Consider the following 20,286-nt stretch of genomic DNA (forward strand, 5'->3'; position numbering starts at 1 on the left):
CTAATTCTCGAGTGGGGGCGGGGGCCGGCGAACCGGCCCCCGCCCGCTCACCTCAGACCTCTTCGACCGAGCTCGGCTCGCGCCGGGACAGGTCGATGCCCAGCTCCTCAGCGGCCCGGAACACCTCGTCGTCGGTCTCGCGCATTTCCAGGGCCACACCGTCGCTGGAGAGCACCTCAACGTTGAGGCACAGCGACTGCAGCTCCTTGAGCAGCACCTTGAACGACTCCGGGATGCCCGGCTCCGGGATGTTCTCGCCCTTGACGATGGCCTCGTAGACCTTCACCCGGCCGAGCACGTCGTCGGACTTGATCGTGAGCAGCTCCTGCAGGGCGTAGGCAGCGCCGTACGCCTGCATCGCCCAGCACTCCATCTCACCGAAACGCTGACCACCGAACTGCGCCTTACCACCCAGCGGCTGCTGCGTGATCATCGAGTACGGGCCGGTCGACCGAGCGTGGATCTTGTCGTCGACCAGGTGGTTGAGCTTCAGGATGTAGACGTAGCCGACCGCGATCGGGTCCGGCAGAGGCTCGCCGGAACGACCGTCGAACAGCTGCGCCTTGCCGGTACGCCCGATCAGCTGCTTGCCGTCCCGGTTGGGCAGGGTCGACTCGAGCAGACCGGAGATCTCCTCCTCGCGGGCACCGTCGAAGACCGGGGTGGCCACGTTGGTGTCGCCCTCGGACTCGTGCGCGTCGATGGAGCGCAGCTGGCGCTTCCAGTCGGCGTCGTCACCCTCGACCTTCCAACCGGTCTTGGCGACCCAACCGAGGTGGGTCTCCAGAACCTGGCCGATGTTCATCCGGCTCGGCACACCGAGCGGGTTGAGCACGATGTCGACCGGGGTGCCGTCCTCAAGGAACGGCATGTCCTCGATCGGCAGGATCTTGGAGATGACGCCCTTGTTGCCGTGCCGGCCGGCGAGCTTGTCGCCGTCCTGGATCTTGCGCTTCTGGGCGACGTAGACCCGGACCAGCTCGTTGACACCCGGCGGCAACTCGTCGCCGTCCTCGCGGGAGAACGTGCGCACACCGATGACCGTGCCGGTCTCGCCGTGCGGCACCTTCAGCGAGGTGTCCCGAACCTCACGCGCCTTCTCACCGAAGATCGCGCGGAGCAGTCGCTCCTCCGGGGTCAGCTCGGTCTCACCCTTGGGCGTGACCTTGCCGACCAGGATGTCGCCGGGGACGACCTCGGCGCCGATCCGGATGATGCCGCGCTCGTCGAGGTCAGCGAGCATTTCCTCACTGACGTTCGGGATGTCGCGGGTGATCTCCTCCGGACCGAGCTTGGTGTCCCGGGCGTCGACCTCGTGCTCCTCGATGTGGATCGAGGTGAGCACGTCCTGCTGCACGAGGCGCTGCGACAGGATGATCGCGTCCTCGTAGTTGTGGCCCTCCCAGCACATGAACGCCACCAGCAGGTTGCGTCCGAGTGCCATCTCGCCCTCGTCGGTGCACGGACCGTCGGCGATGACCTGGCCGGCCTCGACGCGGTCGCCCTCGAAGACCACCGGCTTCTGGTTGACGCAGGAGCCGGCGTTGGAGCGGCGGAACTTGTGCAGCAGGTACGTCCGGCGGTGGCCGTCATCCTGGTGGATGGTGACGTAGTCGGCGCAGAGATCCTCGATCACACCGCCGACCTCGGCGACAACCACGTCGCCGGCGTCGACCGCGGCCCGGTACTCCATGCCCGTACCCACGAGCGGCGCCTCGGCCTTGACCAGCGGCACCGCCTGGCGCTGCATGTTCGCGCCCATCAGTGCCCGGTTGGCGTCGTCGTGCTCGAGGAACGGGATCATGGCGGTCGCGACCGAGGTCATCTGCCGGGGCGAGACGTCCATGTAGTCGACGGCACCGGGGACGACGTCCTCGGTCTCGCCGCCCTTACGACGGCAGAGCACCCGGTCCTCGGCGAACGTGCCGTCAGCCTTCAGGCGCGCGTTGGCCTGGGCCTTGACGAACCGGTCCTCCTCGTCCGCGGTCAGGTAGTCGATCTGGTCGGTGACCCGACCCTCGACGACCTTCCGGTACGGCGTCTCGATGAAGCCGAACGGGTTGACCCGGGCGAAGGTGGACAGCGCGCCGATCAGGCCGATGTTCGGGCCTTCCGGCGTCTCGATCGGGCACATCCGGCCGTAGTGGGACGGGTGCACGTCGCGGACCTCGAAGCCGGCCCGCTCCCGGGACAGACCACCCGGGCCGAGCGCGCTCAGCCGACGCCGGTGGGTCAGGCCCGCCAGCGGGTTGGTCTGGTCCATGAACTGGGACAGCTGGGACGTCCCGAAGAACTCCTTGATCGCCGCCACCACCGGGCGGATGTTGATCAAGGTCTGCGGGGTGATCGCCTCGACGTCCTGCGTGGTCATCCGCTCGCGGACGACCCGCTCCATCCGGGACAGGCCGACCCGAACCTGGTTCTGGATCAGCTCGCCCACGGTACGGAGGCGCCGGTTGCCGAAGTGGTCGATGTCGTCGGCCTCGTAGCCGTCCTCACCGGCGTGCAGCCGGCACAGGTACTCCACGGTGGCGACGATGTCGTCCTCGGTGAGCGTGCCGGTGGTGATCGGCACGCCGACTTCGAGCTTCTTGTTGAACTTGTAGCGCCCGACCTTGGCGACGTCGTACCTCTTCGGGTTGAAGAAGAGGTTGTCGAGCAGGGTCTGGGCGTTCTCGCGCGTCGGCGGCTCGCCAGGGCGCAGCTTGCGGTAGATGTCGAGCAGAGCCTCGTCGGCGCCGGCGATGTGGTCCTTCTCGAGCGTGGTCATCATCAGCTCGGACCAGCCGAACTTCTCACGGATCCGCTCGGCCGACCATCCGATGGCCTTGAGCAGGACGGTGACGGCCTGCCGACGCTTGCGGTCGATACGTACGCCGACCGTGTCGCGCTTATCGATGTCGAACTCCAGCCAGGCACCCCGACTCGGGATGACCTTGACGCTGGAGAGGTCGCGGTCGGAGGTCTTGTCCGGCTGCTTGTCGAAGTACACGCCCGGAGACCGGACGAGCTGGCTGACCACGACGCGCTCGGTGCCGTTGATGACGAAGGTGCCCTTGGGCGTCATCATCGGGAAGTCACCCATGAACACCGTCTGGCTCTTGATCTCGCCAGTGGTGTTGTTGGTGAACTCCGCGGTCACGAAGAGCGGAGCGCAGTAGGTCAGGTCCTTCTCCTTGCACTCCTCGATCGAGGCCTTGACCTCGTCGAAGCGCGGCGCTGAGAAGGAGAGCGACATGGTGCCGGAGAAGTCCTCAATGGGACTGATCTCTTCAAGGATCTCCGCGAGACCCGAGCGTGCGTGCGGGTCGTCCGCCGACCGGCCCTGCCAAGCCTCGTTGCCGACGAGCCAGTCGAAGGACTCGTTCTGGATGGCAAGGAGGTTGGGGACCTCGAGGTGTTCGGTGATCCTGCCGAATGAAACTCGGCGGGGAGCGAATGCGCTCGACGTACGACTGGTCTTCGCAGGGCGGGAAGCTGCCAAGATGCGTCCTTCCGAGGACCGGTGCTGCAGAACGGCTGGTACGCGTGCACTCCAATGACCCCACCAGAAATATCCGTAAACGGACATTTCCGAGCAGGGGTCAAGTCGGAAGGCAGCGCAAACTAGCAGTGTAGCCGAGAGGCTAACCGCTGTCCAGCCCACCCCGCAGGTTGTTTGCGGAGCGCGCCTCGGCCCCCGTCAACCGGGGTCTGCCGGGCCGCTCAGAACGCAACTCCCCACTGGGCCGCTCGGGTTACTGCGGCCGATGGTGCCGCCGCTGTCATACCCACGTCGTGGCCGTCGCAAGCGCGGTGTCTTGCTGGTGTCAGCGTGCCTGGCAGCCCCGGGCCGCGTCAAGGGCCGGTATTGCCCTCACTCCGTGTTTCCCCCTGGAGAGCGACCCGCCGCCCTCGTTCCGGTCGACGGAGCCGCTGGTCGGAGGCCAGCTCAGGGCCGATCGGAGCCAGCTCCACCAATACGGCGGGCGGTGATCCGTGTCGGATCACCGCCCGCCGCGACGCGATGGTGTCCCAGCCCACGAGCCGGGTACGCGTTTGTGGAACGTCAGGTCACTTGAGGGTGACCTTGGCGCCCTCACCCTCGAGCTTGGCCTTCGCCTTGTCGGCGGTCTCCTTGTTGACCTTCTCCAGGATGGCCTTCGGCGCGGACTCGACCGCGTCCTTGGCCTCCTTGAGGCCCAGGCCGGTCAGCTCACGCACGACCTTGATGACCTGGATCTTCTTGCCACCGTCAGCCTCGAGGATGACGTCGAACTCGTCCTGCTCCGGCTCGGCCTCGGCAGCAGCGCCGCCGCCACCGCCACCCTGGGCGATCGCGACCGGAGCGGCAGCGGTGACCTCGAAGGTCGTCTCGAACTGCTTCACGAACTCAGAGAGCTCGATCAGCGTCATCTCCTTGAACGCGTCGAGCAGCTCGTCGGTGCTGAGCTTCGCCATATCTGGCGTCCTTTCCTGATTCTGTTAAGTAAGAACTGGTGCGCCGTGGGGGCCTCAGGCCGCCTCGGCGCCCTCCTTCTCGCGCTTGTCCTGCAGTGCAGCCGCCAGACGGGCGGTCTTCGACAGCGGGGCCTGGAACAGGGCCGCGGCCTTGCTCAGGTTGCCCTTCATCGCGCCGGCCAGCTTGGCCAGCAGCACCTCGCGGGACTCCAGGTCGGCAAGCTTCGTGACCTCGGCCGCGGTGATGGCCTTGCCCTCGAAGACACCGCCCTTGATGACGAGCTTCGGGTTGGCCTTCGCGAAGTCGCGAAGCCCCTTCGCCGCCTCGACGACGTCGCCCGAAACGAAAGTCAGCGCGGTAGGACCGGTGAACAGCTCGTCGAGGCCGGTGATGCCCGCGTCCGTCGCAGCACGCTTGGCCAGCGTGTTCTTCGCGACCGTGTAGCTGGTCTCGGCGCCGAGCGAGCGCCGAAGCTGGGTGAGCTGGGAAACCGTCAGACCGCGGTACTCGGTCAGCACGGTGGCGCCCGAGCTGCGGAAGCTCTCGGTCAGCTCAGCGACGGCCGTGGCCTTGTCGGCCCGAATCGGCTTGTCCGCCATGTCCCTCCTCTCTCGTTACTCGAGGCTGGTCCCCGTCTCGGCCGAAGCCGGAACGGGGGCGGAGGCAGCACGACAACGAAAAAGCCCCGGCGCAGGGCGCACGGGGCGAGGGCCGGAGATCACCTGGTCGGCGGACCACGTTCACTGCCGAGTTACGCTTGCCGCCCTACGCGGGTCGCCCGTTGTCGCGGGACCTTCGACCGTGCCGGAGCACGGTGACCAGCGGTCTCTGGGTGGTTCCTCATCCATGAGAACACGGATGACTGTTGAAGAGTACGCGCCCAGGCCAGCAGCGCCAAATCGCGTCAGGTGAGCCACGCCACCCGCCCGGCCGGCGGTCAGCCCTCGGCCCGCCGCCGCCACAGGTAGCCGCCGACGACCGCAGCGCTCCAGGCCAGCGCCCACCCGCTCAGCCCGAGCAGGGTCAGCGCGGCGGCGTCGCCACCTGTGGTGCGGGCGGCGGCCATGATCGGCGGCGCCAGCCAGGGAGCCACCGAACCGGTCAGGCCGAACACCACCGCACCGACCCCGCCGAGGGCCAACACCGCGACGCCGTACGCGGCGCCGCCCACCGACGCCCGGCTGGCCAGCGCCCCAAGAGCAACCGCAGCGGGTACGACGAGCAGGTGCGCCCACAATCCCAGCGCGAGCCCGACCGGAATCGACCGGTCCCCCGGGTCGACCGGGCCGGACACCCCGCCGACCAGCCACGGAAAGAGCAACGCGACGGCCACTGTCACCAGCGCCGCGACTCCGGCGGCGAGCAGCCCGGCCAACCGCTCCCGCGCCACCCCGACCGTCACCTGTGCCAGCCGACGCTGCACGTCCGGCTCGACGTCCAACAGGATCTTGGTCTGCCAGGCGAGCACCGGGAAGAGCACGACCGCGGAGACGCCGTACGCCTCCGCCGGCTGGGCGCGGCCACCGCCATAGAGGGTGCCGAGGGTGATCAGGCCGGCGAGCAACGGTGCCAGCGCTCGGCCGGTCCGCAGGAGACCGGCCAGCCGCATCCGGACCAGGGCGCTCATCGGGTCTCCCCCGCTGCCGGCTCGACCACCGCATCGGCGGCCCTCGGCTGCTCGGTGGTCAACTCGCCGGTCACTCCGAGCGGCGGCTCGGCGGGTCGGGCAGCGCCGGCCGACGGGGACGGCTCGGCGGGTCGGGCCTGGGGTGCGGCGGTGGAGGCGTCGGCGCGTACCCGCAGCACCTGGTGGCCCTCGGCGCGCAACCGGGCGACGGTGCCGGCGACCCGCGCGGTCGGCACCGCGACCTCGACCACCGCGAAGGTCTCGTCGGTCGACGGCGTCTCCTCGGTGAGCGAGCCGTCGGCCACCAGCCAGCGGCGCGCGGCCGGCAACCGGACCGTCTCGCCGCGGTGGTCGCTGACCAGGACGGACCCGTCGGCGGCGAGCACCTCGGCGATCAGCTCGGGCACCAGCTCGCGGGTGGTGGCGTCCAGCCCCTCCCACGGCTCGTCGAGGACCAGCAGGCCCGGCGTGCGCAGCATCGCCTGGGCGAGCCCGACCTTCTGCGCGGTGCCCTTGGACAGCTCCGGCAACCGGACCGAGCGGAAGGCGGAAAGCCCGAGCCGATCGGTCCAGGAGGTCACCGCCTCGTCGGCAGCCGCCCTGCCCAGCCCCGCCACCCGGGCCATCGCGGTCAGATAGCGGGTCACTGTGAACGGTTGGTCGGCGGGGAAACGCTCAGGCACCCAGCCCACCCGTGCCGGCCGGTCGGTGACCCGGCCCCGGCCCGGCCGGAGGACCCCCGCGGCCACCTGGAGCAGAGTCGACTTGCCCACCCCGTTGCGGCCCAGCACGATCGCCGCCTCGCCGGGACCGATCCGCACGTCGATGCCCCGCAGCACCCACGGCCCCCGCCGGTGGTACCGCAACCAGACGTTCTCCAGCCGCATGGCGTCGAGCCTGCCACACCTCGAACGCGCCGGGGCGCCACCACTGTCGTGGTGGCGCCCCGGCGGAGCGATCTGTCGACTCAGGCGTCGGCCTGGTCCTCCCGAAGGTTCTTCACCAGGTTCGGGTCGACCGGAACGCCCGGGCCCATCGTGGTGGTCAGGATGACCTTGCGGAGGTACTTGCCCTTGGACGCGGACGGCTTGGCACGCAGCACCTCGTCGAGCACCGCGGCGTAGTTGTCCACCAGCTGGGTCTCCGTGAAGGAGGCCTTGCCGATGATCAGGTGCAGGTTGGAGTGCTTGTCCACCCGGAAGGTGATCTTGCCGCCCTTGATGTCCTGCACCGCCTTGGTGACGTCCATGGTCACCGTGCCGGTCTTCGGGTTCGGCATGAGACCGCGCGGGCCCAGGATCCGCGCGATCCGGCCGATCTTGGCCATCTGGTCCGGCGTGGCGATCGCCGCGTCGAAGTCGAGCCAACCACCCTGGATCCGGGCGACCAGCTCATCGGTGCCCACCTCGTCGGCACCCGCGGCGGCGGCCTCTTCGGCCTTCGCGCCACTGGCGAACACGATCACGCGGGCGGTCTTACCGGTGCCGTGCGGCAGGTTGACCGTGCCGCGGACCATCTGGTCCGCCTTGCGGGGGTCGACGCCGAGGCGCATGGCGACCTCGACCGTGGCGTCGAACTTGACGTTGGTGGTCTCCTTGGCCAGCTTCACGGCCTCGGTGGGGGTGTAGAGCTTCGACCGGTCGATGACATCGGCGGCCTTGCGGTAGCTCTTGCTGCGCTGCATTGCTGATTACTCCTGTGGTCTCTGGCGGGCCGCTCGGCGCGAGCCCTCCCACGGTCGGGTCGAAGGCCGGGGCCGACGTCAGTCGTTGACGGTGATGCCCATCGACCGGGCGGTGCCGGCGATGATCTTCTCGGCCTGGGCGATGTCGTTGGCGTTGAGGTCGGCCATCTTCTTCTCGGCGATCTCACGCAGCTGGGCGCGGCTGACCGAGCCGACCTTCTCGGACTGCGGAACACCCGAACCCTTCTGCACACCAGCGGCCTTGATCAGCAGCCGGGCAGCGGGCGGGGTCTTCAGCACGAACGTGAAGGACCGGTCCTCGTACACGCTGATCTCGGCGGGGACGATGTCGCCCCGCTGAGACTCGGTCTGCGCGTTGTAGGACTTGCAGAACTCCATGATGTTCACGCCGTGCTGGCCGAGCGCGGGGCCGACCGGCGGCGCCGGCGTGGCCTGGCCCGCCGGCAGCTGAAGCGTGAACGTCTTGACGAGCTTCTTCTTCGGAGGCATGTCACTTCCTGGGGCTTGGAGCTGGGAAAATGCGGCTGTCGCCGCCCTCGGGCGCGCACGGTCAGCGCGGTGCGACAGCGGCGACATTCTAGAGTAGCGCAGGCCGCAGCCCACTCGTCCGCCGAGGTCGAGCGAGAGCGCGTACGCCGTCGTCGGCGGCGGGCCGGGCCCGCCGCCGACGACCAGTCAGATCTTGGCGACCTGGTTGAAGTTGAGCTCCACCGGAGTCTCGCGACCGAAGATCGACACCAGCACCTTGAGCTTCTGCTGGTCGGCGTTGATCTCGCTGATCGTGGCCGGCAGCGATGCGAACGCGCCGTCGGTGACAGTGACGGAGTCGCCCACCTCGAAGTCGAGGACCTTGATCTCCGGCTTCGCCTTCTTCTGCTCGGTCTCGACGGCCGGCGCCAGCCACTTCAGCACCTCGTCCAGCGAGAGCGGAGCGGGCCGGTCGGCACGGTCGGTCGCGCCGACGAAGCCGGTCACACCCGGGGTGTTCCGGACACAGGAATATGACTCGGCGGTCAACTCCATCCGGACCAGGATGTAACCAGGGAAGACCTTGGCCTGGATCTGCGAACGCTTACCGTTCTTGACCTCGACCTCTTCCCGGGTCGGCACCTCGACCTGGTAGATGAAGTCCTCCATGTCGAGGCTCGTGATCCGGGTCTCGAGGTTGGTCTTGACCTTGTTCTCGTAGCCGGCGTACGAGTGCACCACGTACCAGTCACCCGGCGCGTAGCGCAGCTTCTGCCTCAGCTCCGCGACGGGGTCGTAGTCCTCGTCCGGTGCGGGCTCGGTCGTTGGGAACTCCGGCTCGCTGGCGGCCTCAACCGACTCGTCACCAGCCGCCGTCGCGACCGTGGACTGCTCGTCCACCGGTCCGGCGGTCTCGTCGTACTCAGGCACGCTCGCTCACTTCCGTCACTATGGCTGGAGGCAGCCGGTCAGTCCGAGTTGCCAAAGACAAACAACACGACCTTGGCGAAGCCGAAGTCCAGCACACCCACGATCGTCAGCATCACCGCGACGAACGCCACCACCACGGCGGTGTAGGTCAGCAACTCCTTGCGGGTCGGCCAGATGACCTTACGCAGTTCCGCCACGACCTCGCGGAAGAACCGGGCGATGCGGCCGAAGACGCCCACCCGACCCGTTTCCGACCGCGTGGTCGGTCGGCTGTCCGCCGACTCCGCCCGGGCGCGGGACCGCGTGGCGGTGCCTCCCCGGGAAACCGGCTCGTCCGCGCCGGAGGCGTCGTCGTCGGCCACGTCGTCGACGATCTCGTCGTCGAGACGATCGTCGCCGTCGTCGTCGCGCCGCTTGTTGTCGGCCACTTCGCCCTCCGTCGCGGAATCTGGGGTCGCACGCCGAGTGGCGTACGCGGCGCTGGTCACGCCGGCCGGACCCAACCGTCCCGCGACGGGCCGCGGCCGGTGGATCACCCGGAGGGCCCGATTGCCTCGGACCACCCCGCCGATGCCACCACCACGGGCCGGACGCCGCCAAGCTGGCGGCGCGACCCACGGGAACGGTCAGGCCTGAGGCGCAGGGGTGACAGGACTTGAACCTGCAGCCTGCGGTTTTGGAGACCGCTGCTCTGCCAATTGAGCTACACCCCTATGCGGCAACACTCGCCCCACGCGGCCACAGACGACCGAGCAGGGGTCACTTGCCCCACGGCGGACCAGTGTACGGGTAGCCGCCCGACTTTCCCAACCGGTCTCTCCGCCACGCGTGGCGGGCTCGGTTCAGCGTGCCGTCCGGATGGTTGCCCGCGCCTGCGACAGCACTTTCTCACCGAGACAGGTGGCCGTCACCTCCAGTCGGGTGAGGCCGTCCTCGGTCACCTCACGGACCCGCGCGGTGACCTCGATCTCGGTCCCCTGGTCGTCGTCCGGGACCGCCACCGGCCGGGTGAAGCGCACGCCGTACTCGACCACCGCGTCCGCCGACCCCGCCCACTCGGTGACCGCCCGGCCGACCAGCGCCATGGTGAACATGCCGTGCGCGATCACCCCGGGCAGACCTACCTTGGTGGCGACCCGGTCGCTCCAGTGGATCGGGTTGAAGTCGCCCGAGGCGCCGGCGTAGCGGATCAGGTCCGCGCGGGTCACCCGAAACGTCTGTGCTGGCAACTCCATCTCACGCCTCCCCGCGAATGACATACCTGGCCCAGACGGCGACCACGGGCTCCCCGCCGACGGTGCTCACGTCGGTGCGCGTGGTCAGGAAGCCGTGCCCACCCCGGGTGCTGACATCCTCGATGGTGTTGGTGCAGACCAGCTCGTCGCCGGCGACGACCGGCCGGGTGTACGCGAACCGCTGGTCGCCGTGCACCAGGCGGCTGTAGTCGACACCCAGGGCCGGGTCCTCGATGATCTGGCGGCTCGCGGCCATCGTCACGATCACCGGGAAGGTCGGCGGAGCCACCACGTCGGGGTGGCCCAGCGCCTGCGCGGCCTCCGGGTCATGGTGGGCCGGGTCGGTGGCGCCGATGGCGCTGGCGAACTCGCGGATCTTTTCTCGGCCCACCTGGTAGGGGGCCGTCGGCGGATAGGTCCGGCCGACGAAGGAAGGGTCCAGAGGCATGCCGCGAACCTACACGGAAAGCCCAATCGCCGACCTGATCGGTAGGCGGCGGCGGAGCCGCGCCAAACCGGTCAGATCGGCGATTGAAAAGCTGCGAAAGTGGCCGGCCCTGAGGACCGGCCAGCAATCAGCGGGTCTCGCGGTGGACCGTGTGCCGACCGTCGCGCGGGCAGAACTTCTTCAGCTCGATGCGGTCGGGGTCGTTGCGCCGGTTCTTGCGCGTGATGTAGTTGCGCTCCTTGCACTCCACACACGCCAAAGTGATCTTCGGCCGGACATCGGTAGCCTTCGCCACGGCGGAGTGCCTTCCTCGCTAACGGAAACAACTACGACGCGCCAGCCTAGACGCTGACAGCGCGGACATGCAAAGTGGGCGCCAGAAGCGCCCATTCTTACGACCACCGGCAACGAGCCCGGAAGACGAGAGTAGCGGTGGCCGGACTTGAACCGGCGACACAGCGATTATGAGCCGCTTGCTCTACCATCTGAGCTACACCGCTGCGATGGGTCCAGCTGAACCCTCGAGCCCCCTTACGGAATCGAACCGTAGACCTTCTCCTTACCATGGAGACGCTCTGCCGACTGAGCTAAGGGGGCCTGCGCGATCTCCCCGTGGGGCGCGCAGAAGTAAGAGTACACGGCCCGGCTCGACAGGTGAAATCGGATCCCCGGTGATCGTCCGCGCCCTGCTCAGGGCACGACACGAAGGCGCGGAAGCTCGCCGTTGGCCGTCGTCTCCGGCTCGACCTGCGCGCCGAACCAGGCAGCCAACCGCTCGTACGGCAGCGGCCTGCTGAACAGGAAGCCCTGCCCGATCTCACAGCCGATGTCCTGCAGAAGCTCCAGGGTCAGCTCGCTCTCCACCCCCTCGGCCACCACAGCCAGGCCGAACTGCTGGGAGAGGGTCACCACCGCGTTGACGATCGCCAGGTCCCCCGGATCGGTCGCCATGCCCTGCACGAAGGAGCGGTCCACCTTCACCTCGTGCACCGGCAACCGGCGCAGGTGCGCCAGGGACGAGTCGCCGGTGCCGAAGTCGTCAACCGACAGCCGTACGCCGAGATCCCGCAACCGTTGCAGGGTGGGGATGGGCCGGTCCGTGCCGTCCAGCACCCCCGACTCGGTGATCTCCAGGGTGAGGCGCTGCGCCGGCACCTTGTACTCGGTCAACAACTCCTGGACCCGGTCCGGGAAATGCTGGTCGATGAGCGTACGGGCGGAGAGGTTGACAGCGATGGGCAGCGGCTGGTCGGCCAGCGCCCAGTCCCGACTGCGGCGAAGGCCCTCGCGGAGCACCACCTCGGTGAGCCGGCTCAACTGGCCGGTGTGCTCGGCCACCGCCACGAAGTCCTCGGGGGCGACGGTGCCGTGCGCCGGGTGCTCCCACCGGGCCAGGCACTCGACACCAACCAGGCGTCGGTCCCGCAGAGTCACCTTGGGCTGGAAGTAGACCTCCAGCTCGTCCTGGTCCAGTGCTCGGCGCAGATCGCCGGCCAGGCCCAGCCGGCGCAGTGAACGGGACTCCAGCGCGGGGTTGAACAGCTGCACGCTGCCCGGCACCGACTTGGCCGCGGTGGCGGCGAGGTCGACCCGGAGCAACAGGGTCGCCGCGTCACTGCCGTGATCCGGGTGTACGGCCACCCCGACGGCGGTGTTCACGTCGAGGGTGAGCGCGTCGAAGACCATCTCGTCGCGGATCTGGTCGCGCAGTTGAGCGGCCAGCTCGAGCGCGGCCTCGGCGCTCTCCAACCGCAGCGTCACCAGGAACTCGTCCCCGCCGGCGCGGCCGACCAGAGCCGACGACGGCGCGCTGGCCCGCAGCCGGTTGGCGACCTCGATGAGGACCTTGTCCCCTGCCGCGTGACCCAGGGACTCGTTGACCTGGCGCAGCCCGTCGACGTCGAAGAGCAGCAGCGCCACCACCTCGCCCGGCGCGCGGATCTTGACCGACTCGTCCAACGCCCCGGTGATCCGCCGCCGGTTCGGCAACCGGGTCAACGTGTCGTGGTGCGCGTCGTGCCGCAGCCTGTCGACCAGCCGCGAATTCTCCAGGGCCACTGCCGCGTGCGCGGCGACCGTCTCGAAGACGGGGATGTCGCCGGGCGTGAAATGGCCGACGTCACTGAGCCGGTTGACCACCTCGAGGGTGCCGATCACCGCCTGACCCGAGTAGAGCGGCACCACGATGATGTCCTTCACCCCGGTGGCGCGCAGCGACCCCCGCAGGCTCTCCTCGTCCCCGAGGCGAACACCCATCGCCAGACTGCGGCGCTGACGGCGGGCCTCCTCGCGAACGACCACCGGCGTCGGCGACGTGTCCAGCAGGCCGGCGTCGTCGACCCGCGCGGTCAGCATCACCTCCGGGTGACGCCCCTGGGCGGGCAGCCACAGCGTCGCGTACTCGGCCTGCATGAGCCCGCGGATCCGACCGAGAAGGACGTCAGCCAGGTTGCCGCTCTGCCCGTTGGCGGTCATCGCCTGGGTGAGTTCGTACATGTCGCCGAGCGTCCGGTGCTGGCGGAAGAACTGCTCGTACGACCGGTAGATCTTCGCGAGCGCGACCCCGAGCACGACGATCAACACGGCCGACCACCAGGTGCTGTCGACCGCGATCAGGACGATCAACCCGACCACGAGGTTGACACCGTTGGCCAGCAGGGACGGCAACCCGCTGCGCAGCACACCCAGCGCCGCGTGCCGGCCGTGCATGATGGCGATCACTCCGGCCACGCCGGCGAGGGTCGACACCACGACGGTACCGACGGATGCGAAGAGCACGCCCCACGTGCGCGGCCCGACGCCCACTACCGGTGGGAGCGCCAGCAGCACGAGACCGGCCAGCGACACGGCCGCGGCGGCGTTGGCGACGTTGAAGGCCAGCTTCTCCGCGCCGAAGCGGTACCGCAGATGGGTGATCAGCGTGGAGAGGGTGTAAACCAGGACCACCATCAGCGGCGGAAGAAAGACGAACGCCGGCACGAGTGGGATCTCGACGAGGCGCACCCCGAAGGACTGCCGCCCGATGACGAAGTTCAGCATCGGCAGGCCGGCGATCACCATCACGCCCAGCAGGACCGCGGCGAGCCCCCAGGACCCGGAGGGATGCGGTCGGTTCGGGGTGACCAGCCCGATCGTCATCGAGAAGACGACGGCCAGGAACATCAACGGGCCGGTGATGAACCATGCGTACTGGGCCGGGCGCCGAGGAGACCCCGAGCCACCCGACGCGGACCGGCGGCCAGCCATCCCACTCCTTACCGGTCACTGCCGCGAAGGACGCGCGGCCGGGAACGAGGCTGACGACACCGTCCGATGCGACAGAGGTGTCGCCTGCCTCGACTAGTGCTGCGGCGCCGTCCAGACGTAGTCAAAGGCCTGAAACTCCCCAAAACTTCCGGAAGCCCCGCCGGCCATCACAGTGAGAGCCAGAACTGCGAAAACCATGCCGACCCGCCGGGCCAGCCTTTGACCAGACATCGTGTGCTCCTCGTGGCAGGGGTGTCGGGAAGGCAAGATTCCACGATGGTGCCACACACGAGGCAGCCCGCAAAGCGGTCGGACGGCTGAGCAGCGCGGGCCCGTCCAGCCGGCCCGAACGCTTCAACGACGGATGCCCAGCAAGGTCGTTGGCTCGTCCCAGGAGACGCGCAGATGATGCGTGTTCAAGTTATAGCCGCAATTTGGATCTACGTCATGGATGCCGCTTCCAGTAGCAAAGCCCGCCTGAAACACAAAGCCGGCAGCTATGGCGGCACCGGACCTTCCCCACTCCCCCAGGACGATGAGCACCGGTTGGCCGGGTTCGCAACCGGTGACCAGTTGAACACAACAATCCTCTCCGATCCATAGGATCGGAGTCTCTCGATTATCACCGCCGGAGAGGGATGGTTCGAGGCTTTGTAGCCTTCGCGACGATTCGGCAGCGTGGGCCCGGGCCTACCGCAGCGGCCGGAACGCGGCCCGCACCTCGGCAGCGAAGAGCTCCGGCTCCTCCCAGGCCGCGAAGTGACCACCCCGGTCAGCCTCGTTGAAGTACGAGAGGCCGGGGTAGACCGCCTCGGCCCAGCTACGCGGAGCGGCCCAGATCTCGTCGGGGAACGTGGTGAAACCGACCGGAACCGTGACCGGCGGCGGAGTCTGACCGGCCGCCTGAGCCGCAGCCAGGAAACGCCCGAACTCCCAGTACCACCGGGCGGACGACGCTCCGGTGCCGGTCAGCCAGTACAACGTCACGTTGTCCACGATGGACTCGCGAGTGAAACCACCCGTCGGCGCGCCGTCGAGGAGCGCGCGGGAGATCTTGTAGTAACTGTCCGTGTCATGGTCGAACATCCAGGCAGCCAGCCCGACCGGCGAATCCAGCAGGGAGTACCCGATCGTCTGCGGTCGGGTGGACTGCTCCAGGAAGTAGCCGAAGCCATCCATCGTGAAAAGGTTCAGCGCGTCGTGCGCCGCGCGCTCCTGCGCGGACGTCGCCGGCAGTTGGTCCTTGATCCCGATCGCCCCGGCGAGCAGGTTGACGTGGATGCCGAGCAGCCCTTCGGGACCCTGGCGACCCATCGCGTCCGTGACGGCGGCACCCACGTCACCCCCTTGGGCGACGTAACGCGAGTAGCCGAGGCGCTGCATCAACACCGCCCAAGCAGCTCCCATCCGGTTGGAGTCCCAGCCGGGCTCGATCGGCTCGCCGGACAAGCCGTAGCCGGGCAGCGACGGCAGCACCAGGTGGAACGCGTCCTCGGGGGCACCACCGTGCGCGGTCGGGTCGGTGAGCGGGCCGACCACCCCGAGCAGCTCGACGACCGAACCCGGCCAGCCGTGCGTCATGATCAGCGGCAGGGCGTCCTCGTGCTGCGAGCGCACGTGGATGAAGTGGATCTCGACGCCGTCGATGATCGTCGTGTACTGCGGCAACGCGTTCAGCTTCGTCTCGAACGCCCGCCAGTCGTACTCGGTCGACCAGTAGCGGGCCAGCTCCTGGATCATCGCCAGCTGCACCCCCTGCGAACGGTCGGTGACCAACTCGCGAGTGGGCCAGCGGGTGGTCGCGATCCGGCGACGCAGATCGGCGATCGCGTCCTCCGGCGCGTCGAGCCGAAATGGACGAATTTCGTTGTCGTTGGACATCTTCCCCACCCGCCAGGTCAGAGCCGGCCAGCGACGGTGCTGGCACTCGCCCAGTCTCACAGCGGGCCGGCGAACCCCGGGCCGAAACGCGAATCGCCGATCACCAGCGATCCCTTCGACGAGCCAGACTGCTCCTGATCATTAGGTGCCCCCGCGTCCCTCCCCGGAACCCGAGCACGGCGCGGCGGCGTACGCGACGGCCCGTCGCCCTGTCTCAGCACCTCCCCGGCACGTGGGGCAGCAGGACGGCGAGGCTGTCGGCCATGTGACGGGACCCTGGCGCTGCGACGGGAGGGGCCTACGCTGAGCGCACGGTTCGCCCGGCGACGCTCCGAAGGAGCCGTCCCATGCCATCCATCCTCGGCACCGCCCTCCTCGTAGCCGCCCTGACGGCCGCACCAACCGCCGGCGCCGCGTCCGCCGCCCCCGGCGCCCCGGCCGGCTATCGCATGGTGGACCTCGGCACCCTCGGCGGCGACAGCAGCTTCGCCAGCGCCATGAACAACCGCGGCGACGTGGTCGGCCGCGCCCAGGCCGCCGACGGCACGCACCGCGGGTTCCTCTGGCGGCACGGCCGGATGACCGATCTCGGTGCCTTCACCCCGACCGACGTCAACGACCGCGGCCAGGTCGTCGGCTACCCCGACGACGGCTCCGGCGGGTACGTCTGGGACCACGGTGTTCTGCGGCCGCTGGGCCCGTCCGCCCGGCCCGTGGCGATCAACAACCGCGGTCAGGTCGGTGGCCACACAGACGCAGGCCCCGTCCTCTGGACGAATGGCCGCGCCCGGCCCCTACCTCTCAGCGAGGTGTCCGACGTCAACGAGCACGGCCAGGTCTCGGGCGGGATATTCATGCCACCGAACGGGTTCCACGCCGTTCGCTGGCACGACGGCCGGGTCACCGACCTCGGCGCCGGCCCCTTCAACCGCAGCAACACGTACGCCCTCAACGACCGCGGGTGGGTGATCGGCTGGCAGTTCTCAGCCGATCTGTACCCGCGCGGCATCCTCTGGCGGCACAGCCACGCCGTCGATGTCGGCACTCTAGGCGGCAGCTCCACCGAGCTGCGGGCGATCAACAACCGCGGCGAGATCCTGGCCACCTCCGAGGCCAGCGACGGAAGCTCCCGCCCGGCGCTGTGGCGGCGCGGCGTCCTGCACGACCTCACCCTGGCCGGCATCGACAGGTACGACGAGGTCGTCGACCTCGATGACCGTGGCCGCATCGCCGCGTCGGTCCCCACGGTCGCCGGCGGCAGAGCGGTCATCTACCGCCCGCGCTGACGGGGCCAGTCCCGGGCGGTGACCCATGCGGCTGGTCGCGGCCCCGCGCTGGTGCCGGACACGTACCTCCGAGAGCCGGACCGAGTTGATCTCAGTGACGCGTGTGGGGCAAAGTCAGACTCGGCCAGATCAACGACATCGGCCCCTGATCAGCATCTCTGTTGATCAGGGGCCGTGTCTGCACCTGGTGGCGGGCAGAGGGTTCGAACCTCTGAAGCTTTCGCGGCGGATCTATAGGGCGCCAGTGATCTTGGCCCACTTAGGTCGCCTCAGCTGCGGTTTTGACTCCGCCGAACGCCCCGGCACGCCTGACTGCCCACCATCTGCCCACGCCCACGCAGGCGGTCTAACCTTCCAGACTTAAGCTTCGACGATTTTTTTTGAGGCCGCTGCTTGCGCCAGGACCCGGGCCAAGCCGAGCAGTCGCATCCGAAGGGTTTCATAGCAAGATGGCCCTTTTTTTGAGTCGGCCGACCGCGCCGACGCGTCCGGGCTGAAGGCCGCCGCGCTGGCGGCTAGGGCAGCAGCGACGCCCGACATGATCAATTGGAATCGCGACGGGGCCTCCGCGAAGCCAGCAGATGCCGCTGTCCAGGTCGCGCCTGCCGTGACGAAGGCACTCACAACCTTCCGCCGACGCTCACGACTCATTGCCACGGGCACGATAATGGCACTGAGCTGCAACATCACCCGAGCGCCTCGCCGATCTTGTCGCTCATGGTGTCGTCGCCGTCGTCGATGCACTTGGCACAGACGCGGAGCAGGGCGGCGACGCCGTGGCCCAGGCGCCGGGCAACCTCGGCCGGCGGGGCACCGGCATTCAGCCACCGCGAGGCCGCCGCCTGCCGCAGATCGTACGGCCAGCAGACGAGCCGCGGATAAGCCAGCGACAGCGGGGGCGCGCTGCCGGATCATGTAGCGATGCTCGGTCAGGATGCTCTCGCTCGCCTCCAGGACGCCGCTGTCTTCTGGAGCGTCGGTTCTGGCACCGCGGCTCAGGTGATCGAAGCCGCCTGCGACTGCCTCACCGCGGGTATAGACAGCCCGACTCTGGGGATCCTCGCCGGCATCTCGCCGGTGAAGGGCGAGGAGAATGACGAGCTGCGGCGTTGGCTCGAAGGCGCGCTGTCGGAACTCTCTCTGGATTACTACGGTGAGGGAAGCCGAGAGAGCGCGGAGGAAGCCCTCCGAATCATGGCCCGGCGACTGCTCGTACAGACCATCGCGCCCCGTGATCTCACCTCTTGGGCATACCGATTCATCTCCTACGACGGCACTCCCCTGGCAGCCGAACTGATCGCGTTGGACAACGCCTACGACCTCGTAGCCGCCATCCACGACTGGCAACCGCACACCAGCACCGCAACCAGCGATATTGACGCGGACGTCGTCAGTGAAGCTCGGCGCCTTCTCGGCCACGCAACGACCGCCGAGAAGGACTGAAGCACGGGCGCTCATCCGAGCGCGTCGCCGATCTTGTCGTTCATCGTGTCGTCTCCGCCGTCGATGCAGTTGGCGTAGACGCGGAGCAGGACGGCGACGTCGTGGCCCAGGCGCCGGGCGACCTCGTTCGGCGGGACGCCGGCATTCAGCCAGAGCAAGGCCGCCGCGTGCCGCAGGTCGTAGGGACGGCGTACGAGCGGCGAGGCGACCTGCGATTCGGTGAGCGCCTTCTCCCGGGCGAGCTTCCACCACCGGTCGTAGACCGACTCAGAGAGCGGCCCACCGTGCAGGCCCCGGAAGAACCGACCGTCCGGGCCGACGCCGTGATTGTCGACGTGCGCGCACAGCAGCTCGACGAGCCGGGCGGGATCGGGACCGTACGAGTCTCGGCCCTCCCCCGGTGCTTGAGCCTTGAGCGAAGTAGTGCCCCGGCCGCACCTTCGATCCTCTTTGAAAGCGACCCACAGCGGGCCGCTCCCGCCAGCCACCCGGTCCGGGCACGCTTTCGCTATGCTCCGGCCCGCCAATGCCCCGCGATGAGCGCCTCGCGGAGGCCCGACGAGCCGCCGCAGAATGACAGGAAACCGGGTACACACGCGTACGACCGGGCGCGCGCCGACGTGCCGTAGGACCACGTGTCACCGTCGGCCCCCGGGGTGGAGATGCAGCGCGGAGGTTACGCGTTCATCCCTTCAAGTTGTGAGCGCTAAGTCTCTCCGCAGAGTCCTACGGGACGCCTTGGAACCCGGAGGTTTGTGACGCCCCGGAGCAATGATTGATGGCAGCCCATGCCGCCCGGAGTGCTTGGGCCATACGCCGCAGCCTCATAGCCGAGCAATATCGGATGGCCCAGAACATAGATTTTGCAGAATGGGAGGACTTTCGCCGGATCGTCATTCCAGTGCGTGTCGCGGCTTCGGCACACCGGGGTCGACTCTCAGATACGCACCTACTGCGGCAGCATTGGATATCTGCGTTCGAACGTCTGCAAGTATGTCAAATACTCGTTCTTGGATTGTCTTCCAGTCATCGATGGTGACGTACTGCTCCCGCCCATGGGCGATCGAGTTCCGGTTTTTAAGAAGCCGGTTGTCAATAAGGGATCTATGTATCTCATGACCAGACGCATCACAGCCGATCGAATGCATAATGTCTTCAAACCGGTCAAAGCTGAGATTCGAAAAAGTTCGGATCGTCGCCCGATCGTATGGCAGCCGGGCAGGCTCTAGCGACTTCTCCCTTAGCGCCACCACAATCCTGGTGTGATCCGATGACTTCTTTGACGACTCGCCGGATCCTAGTAGCCCTCGAAGGGCCACCGCCGCCAACTCGGGGCGCAGTTGAGAAATCGAGAGGCCTTTCCTGGCGACAAACTCCAAGTACATCGCCGCTGCGGCTTTCACGTATCCCTCCCAGTGCCCGTATACAATGCTCAGCCCGCCGCGGAGGACGGCTGCTAGCTCGTGTTCCCGCACAGATCGCGCAACACCCTCCCATTGCTGAATCTCGCGCCGCCGCCATTTCAACTCCTCGGTCAGCGCGGCCTCTAGTTGTTCAATCGTCCTGACGCTCATCG

General features: G+C 68.2%; 18 protein-coding genes and 3 tRNA genes. 2 read left to right on the forward strand and 19 right to left on the reverse strand.

All coding sequences use genetic code 11. The features are described 5' to 3' along the window. Positions 1 to 52: 52 nt before the first annotated feature. The 17 genes from ACQP0U_RS29190 to ACQP0U_RS29270 all read right to left on the reverse strand — a co-directional run bounded on the left by ACQP0U_RS29190 (position 53) and on the right by ACQP0U_RS29270 (position 15,981). A complete protein-coding gene (locus ACQP0U_RS29190; protein ID WP_091402413.1) occupies positions 53 to 3,484 on the reverse strand; it encodes a DNA-directed RNA polymerase subunit beta in 3,432 nt (1,143 codons plus the stop codon). Between the two features lie 569 nt (positions 3,485 to 4,053). Next, on the reverse strand, positions 4,054 to 4,440 hold the full coding sequence (gene rplL / locus ACQP0U_RS29195; RefSeq protein ID WP_091402415.1) for a 50S ribosomal protein L7/L12: 387 nt from the start codon (positions 4,438 to 4,440) through the stop codon (positions 4,054 to 4,056). A 54-nt stretch (positions 4,441 to 4,494) separates the two neighbouring features. Further along, positions 4,495 to 5,040, reverse strand: coding sequence for a 50S ribosomal protein L10 (gene rplJ / locus ACQP0U_RS29200; protein WP_030489577.1), 546 nt, complete (start codon positions 5,038 to 5,040; stop codon positions 4,495 to 4,497). 338 nt (positions 5,041 to 5,378) lie between these two features. Continuing rightward, the gene (locus ACQP0U_RS29205; RefSeq protein WP_433313245.1) at positions 5,379 to 6,068 is read right to left on the reverse strand and encodes a hypothetical protein; all 690 of its coding nucleotides are present in this window, start codon (positions 6,066 to 6,068) and stop codon (positions 5,379 to 5,381) included. Further along, on the reverse strand, positions 6,065 to 6,955 hold the full coding sequence (locus ACQP0U_RS29210; RefSeq protein ID WP_433313248.1) for an ABC transporter ATP-binding protein: 891 nt from the start codon (positions 6,953 to 6,955) through the stop codon (positions 6,065 to 6,067). Before ACQP0U_RS29210 ends, ACQP0U_RS29205 begins: the two co-directional genes overlap by 4 nt. Positions 6,956 to 7,035: 80 nt before the next feature. After that, entirely contained in the window at positions 7,036 to 7,752 is a 717-nt protein-coding gene (rplA, locus tag ACQP0U_RS29215; protein WP_433313250.1) for a 50S ribosomal protein L1, read from the reverse strand. A 78-nt stretch (positions 7,753 to 7,830) separates the two neighbouring features. Further along, entirely contained in the window at positions 7,831 to 8,262 is a 432-nt protein-coding gene (rplK, locus tag ACQP0U_RS29220) for a 50S ribosomal protein L11 (RefSeq protein ID WP_124820953.1), read from the reverse strand. 186 nt (positions 8,263 to 8,448) lie between these two features. Further along, positions 8,449 to 9,171 (reverse strand): transcription termination/antitermination protein NusG, encoded by a 723-nt coding sequence (nusG, locus tag ACQP0U_RS29225; protein WP_112584800.1) that lies wholly within the window; start codon positions 9,169 to 9,171, stop codon positions 8,449 to 8,451. 38 nt (positions 9,172 to 9,209) lie between these two features. After that, a complete protein-coding gene (gene secE / locus ACQP0U_RS29230; protein ID WP_030329860.1) occupies positions 9,210 to 9,599 on the reverse strand; it encodes a preprotein translocase subunit SecE in 390 nt (129 codons plus the stop codon). A 212-nt stretch (positions 9,600 to 9,811) separates the two neighbouring features. Next, positions 9,812 to 9,884 (reverse strand) — tRNA-Trp (locus ACQP0U_RS29235). 129 nt (positions 9,885 to 10,013) lie between these two features. Further along, positions 10,014 to 10,406 (reverse strand): MaoC family dehydratase, encoded by a 393-nt coding sequence (locus ACQP0U_RS29240; RefSeq protein WP_433313253.1) that lies wholly within the window; start codon positions 10,404 to 10,406, stop codon positions 10,014 to 10,016. Position 10,407: 1 nt separating this feature from the next. Continuing rightward, a complete protein-coding gene (locus tag ACQP0U_RS29245) occupies positions 10,408 to 10,854 on the reverse strand; it encodes a MaoC family dehydratase N-terminal domain-containing protein (protein ID WP_357355025.1) in 447 nt (148 codons plus the stop codon). A 127-nt stretch (positions 10,855 to 10,981) separates the two neighbouring features. Beyond that, a complete protein-coding gene (rpmG, locus tag ACQP0U_RS29250) occupies positions 10,982 to 11,149 on the reverse strand; it encodes a 50S ribosomal protein L33 (RefSeq protein WP_007073056.1) in 168 nt (55 codons plus the stop codon). A gap of 132 nt (positions 11,150 to 11,281) precedes the next feature. Further along, a tRNA-Met gene (locus tag ACQP0U_RS29255) sits at positions 11,282 to 11,354 on the reverse strand. A gap of 24 nt (positions 11,355 to 11,378) precedes the next feature. Next, a tRNA-Thr gene (locus tag ACQP0U_RS29260) sits at positions 11,379 to 11,451 on the reverse strand. 93 nt (positions 11,452 to 11,544) lie between these two features. Further along, positions 11,545 to 14,100 carry a putative bifunctional diguanylate cyclase/phosphodiesterase gene (locus tag ACQP0U_RS29265; RefSeq protein WP_433313255.1) on the reverse strand — a complete coding sequence of 852 codons (2,556 nt, stop codon included), beginning with the start codon at positions 14,098 to 14,100 and terminating at the stop codon, positions 11,545 to 11,547. A gap of 690 nt (positions 14,101 to 14,790) precedes the next feature. Beyond that, on the reverse strand, positions 14,791 to 15,981 hold the full coding sequence (locus tag ACQP0U_RS29270; protein ID WP_433313258.1) for an epoxide hydrolase family protein: 1,191 nt from the start codon (positions 15,979 to 15,981) through the stop codon (positions 14,791 to 14,793). Positions 15,982 to 16,328: 347 nt separating this feature from the next. On the opposite strand from ACQP0U_RS29270, the gene ACQP0U_RS29275 reads away from it, so the two are divergent. Next, complete coding sequence (locus tag ACQP0U_RS29275) at positions 16,329 to 17,267, forward strand: hypothetical protein (protein WP_433313261.1); 939 nt, start codon at positions 16,329 to 16,331, stop codon at positions 17,265 to 17,267. Between the two features lie 921 nt (positions 17,268 to 18,188). Further along, on the forward strand, positions 18,189 to 18,710 hold the full coding sequence (locus tag ACQP0U_RS29280) for a hypothetical protein (RefSeq protein ID WP_433313263.1): 522 nt from the start codon (positions 18,189 to 18,191) through the stop codon (positions 18,708 to 18,710). Between the two features lie 11 nt (positions 18,711 to 18,721). Here ACQP0U_RS29280 and ACQP0U_RS29285 read toward each other — a convergent pair whose 3' ends face one another. Then, the gene (locus ACQP0U_RS29285; RefSeq protein WP_433313265.1) at positions 18,722 to 19,198 is read right to left on the reverse strand and encodes a hypothetical protein; all 477 of its coding nucleotides are present in this window, start codon (positions 19,196 to 19,198) and stop codon (positions 18,722 to 18,724) included. Between the two features lie 405 nt (positions 19,199 to 19,603). Beyond that, positions 19,604 to 20,284, reverse strand: a complete 681-nt coding sequence (locus tag ACQP0U_RS29290) for an MAE_28990/MAE_18760 family HEPN-like nuclease (RefSeq protein ID WP_433313268.1) — start codon at positions 20,282 to 20,284, stop codon at positions 19,604 to 19,606. Between the last annotated feature and the right edge of the window lie 2 nt (positions 20,285 to 20,286).

The organism is Micromonospora sp. CA-269861, assembly GCF_050948505.1.
Lineage (GTDB): Bacteria > Actinomycetota > Actinomycetes > Mycobacteriales > Micromonosporaceae > Micromonospora.

Excerpts from the sequence above, each read along its gene's own strand:
- ACQP0U_RS29240 (WP_433313253.1), bottom strand. The coding sequence starts at position 10,406 with ATGGAGTTGCCAGCACAGACGTTTCGGGTGACCCGCGCGGACCTGATC.
- rplK (WP_124820953.1), bottom strand. The coding sequence starts at position 8,262 with ATGCCTCCGAAGAAGAAGCTCGTCAAGACGTTCACGCTTCAGCTGCCG.
- ACQP0U_RS29210 (WP_433313248.1), bottom strand. The coding sequence starts at position 6,955 with ATGCGGCTGGAGAACGTCTGGTTGCGGTACCACCGGCGGGGGCCGTGG.
- ACQP0U_RS29245 (WP_357355025.1), bottom strand. The coding sequence starts at position 10,854 with ATGCCTCTGGACCCTTCCTTCGTCGGCCGGACCTATCCGCCGACGGCC.
- ACQP0U_RS29205 (WP_433313245.1), bottom strand. The coding sequence starts at position 6,068 with ATGAGCGCCCTGGTCCGGATGCGGCTGGCCGGTCTCCTGCGGACCGGC.
- ACQP0U_RS29270 (WP_433313258.1), bottom strand. The coding sequence starts at position 15,981 with ATGTCCAACGACAACGAAATTCGTCCATTTCGGCTCGACGCGCCGGAG.
- ACQP0U_RS29265 (WP_433313255.1), bottom strand. The coding sequence starts at position 14,100 with ATGGCTGGCCGCCGGTCCGCGTCGGGTGGCTCGGGGTCTCCTCGGCGC.
- ACQP0U_RS29280 (WP_433313263.1), top strand. The coding sequence starts at position 18,189 with ATGCTCGGTCAGGATGCTCTCGCTCGCCTCCAGGACGCCGCTGTCTTC.
- rplA (WP_433313250.1), bottom strand. The coding sequence starts at position 7,752 with ATGCAGCGCAGCAAGAGCTACCGCAAGGCCGCCGATGTCATCGACCGG.
- rplL (WP_091402415.1), bottom strand. The coding sequence starts at position 4,440 with ATGGCGAAGCTCAGCACCGACGAGCTGCTCGACGCGTTCAAGGAGATG.
- ACQP0U_RS29275 (WP_433313261.1), top strand. The coding sequence starts at position 16,329 with ATGCCATCCATCCTCGGCACCGCCCTCCTCGTAGCCGCCCTGACGGCC.
- ACQP0U_RS29290 (WP_433313268.1), bottom strand. The coding sequence starts at position 20,284 with ATGAGCGTCAGGACGATTGAACAACTAGAGGCCGCGCTGACCGAGGAG.
- rplJ (WP_030489577.1), bottom strand. The coding sequence starts at position 5,040 with ATGGCGGACAAGCCGATTCGGGCCGACAAGGCCACGGCCGTCGCTGAG.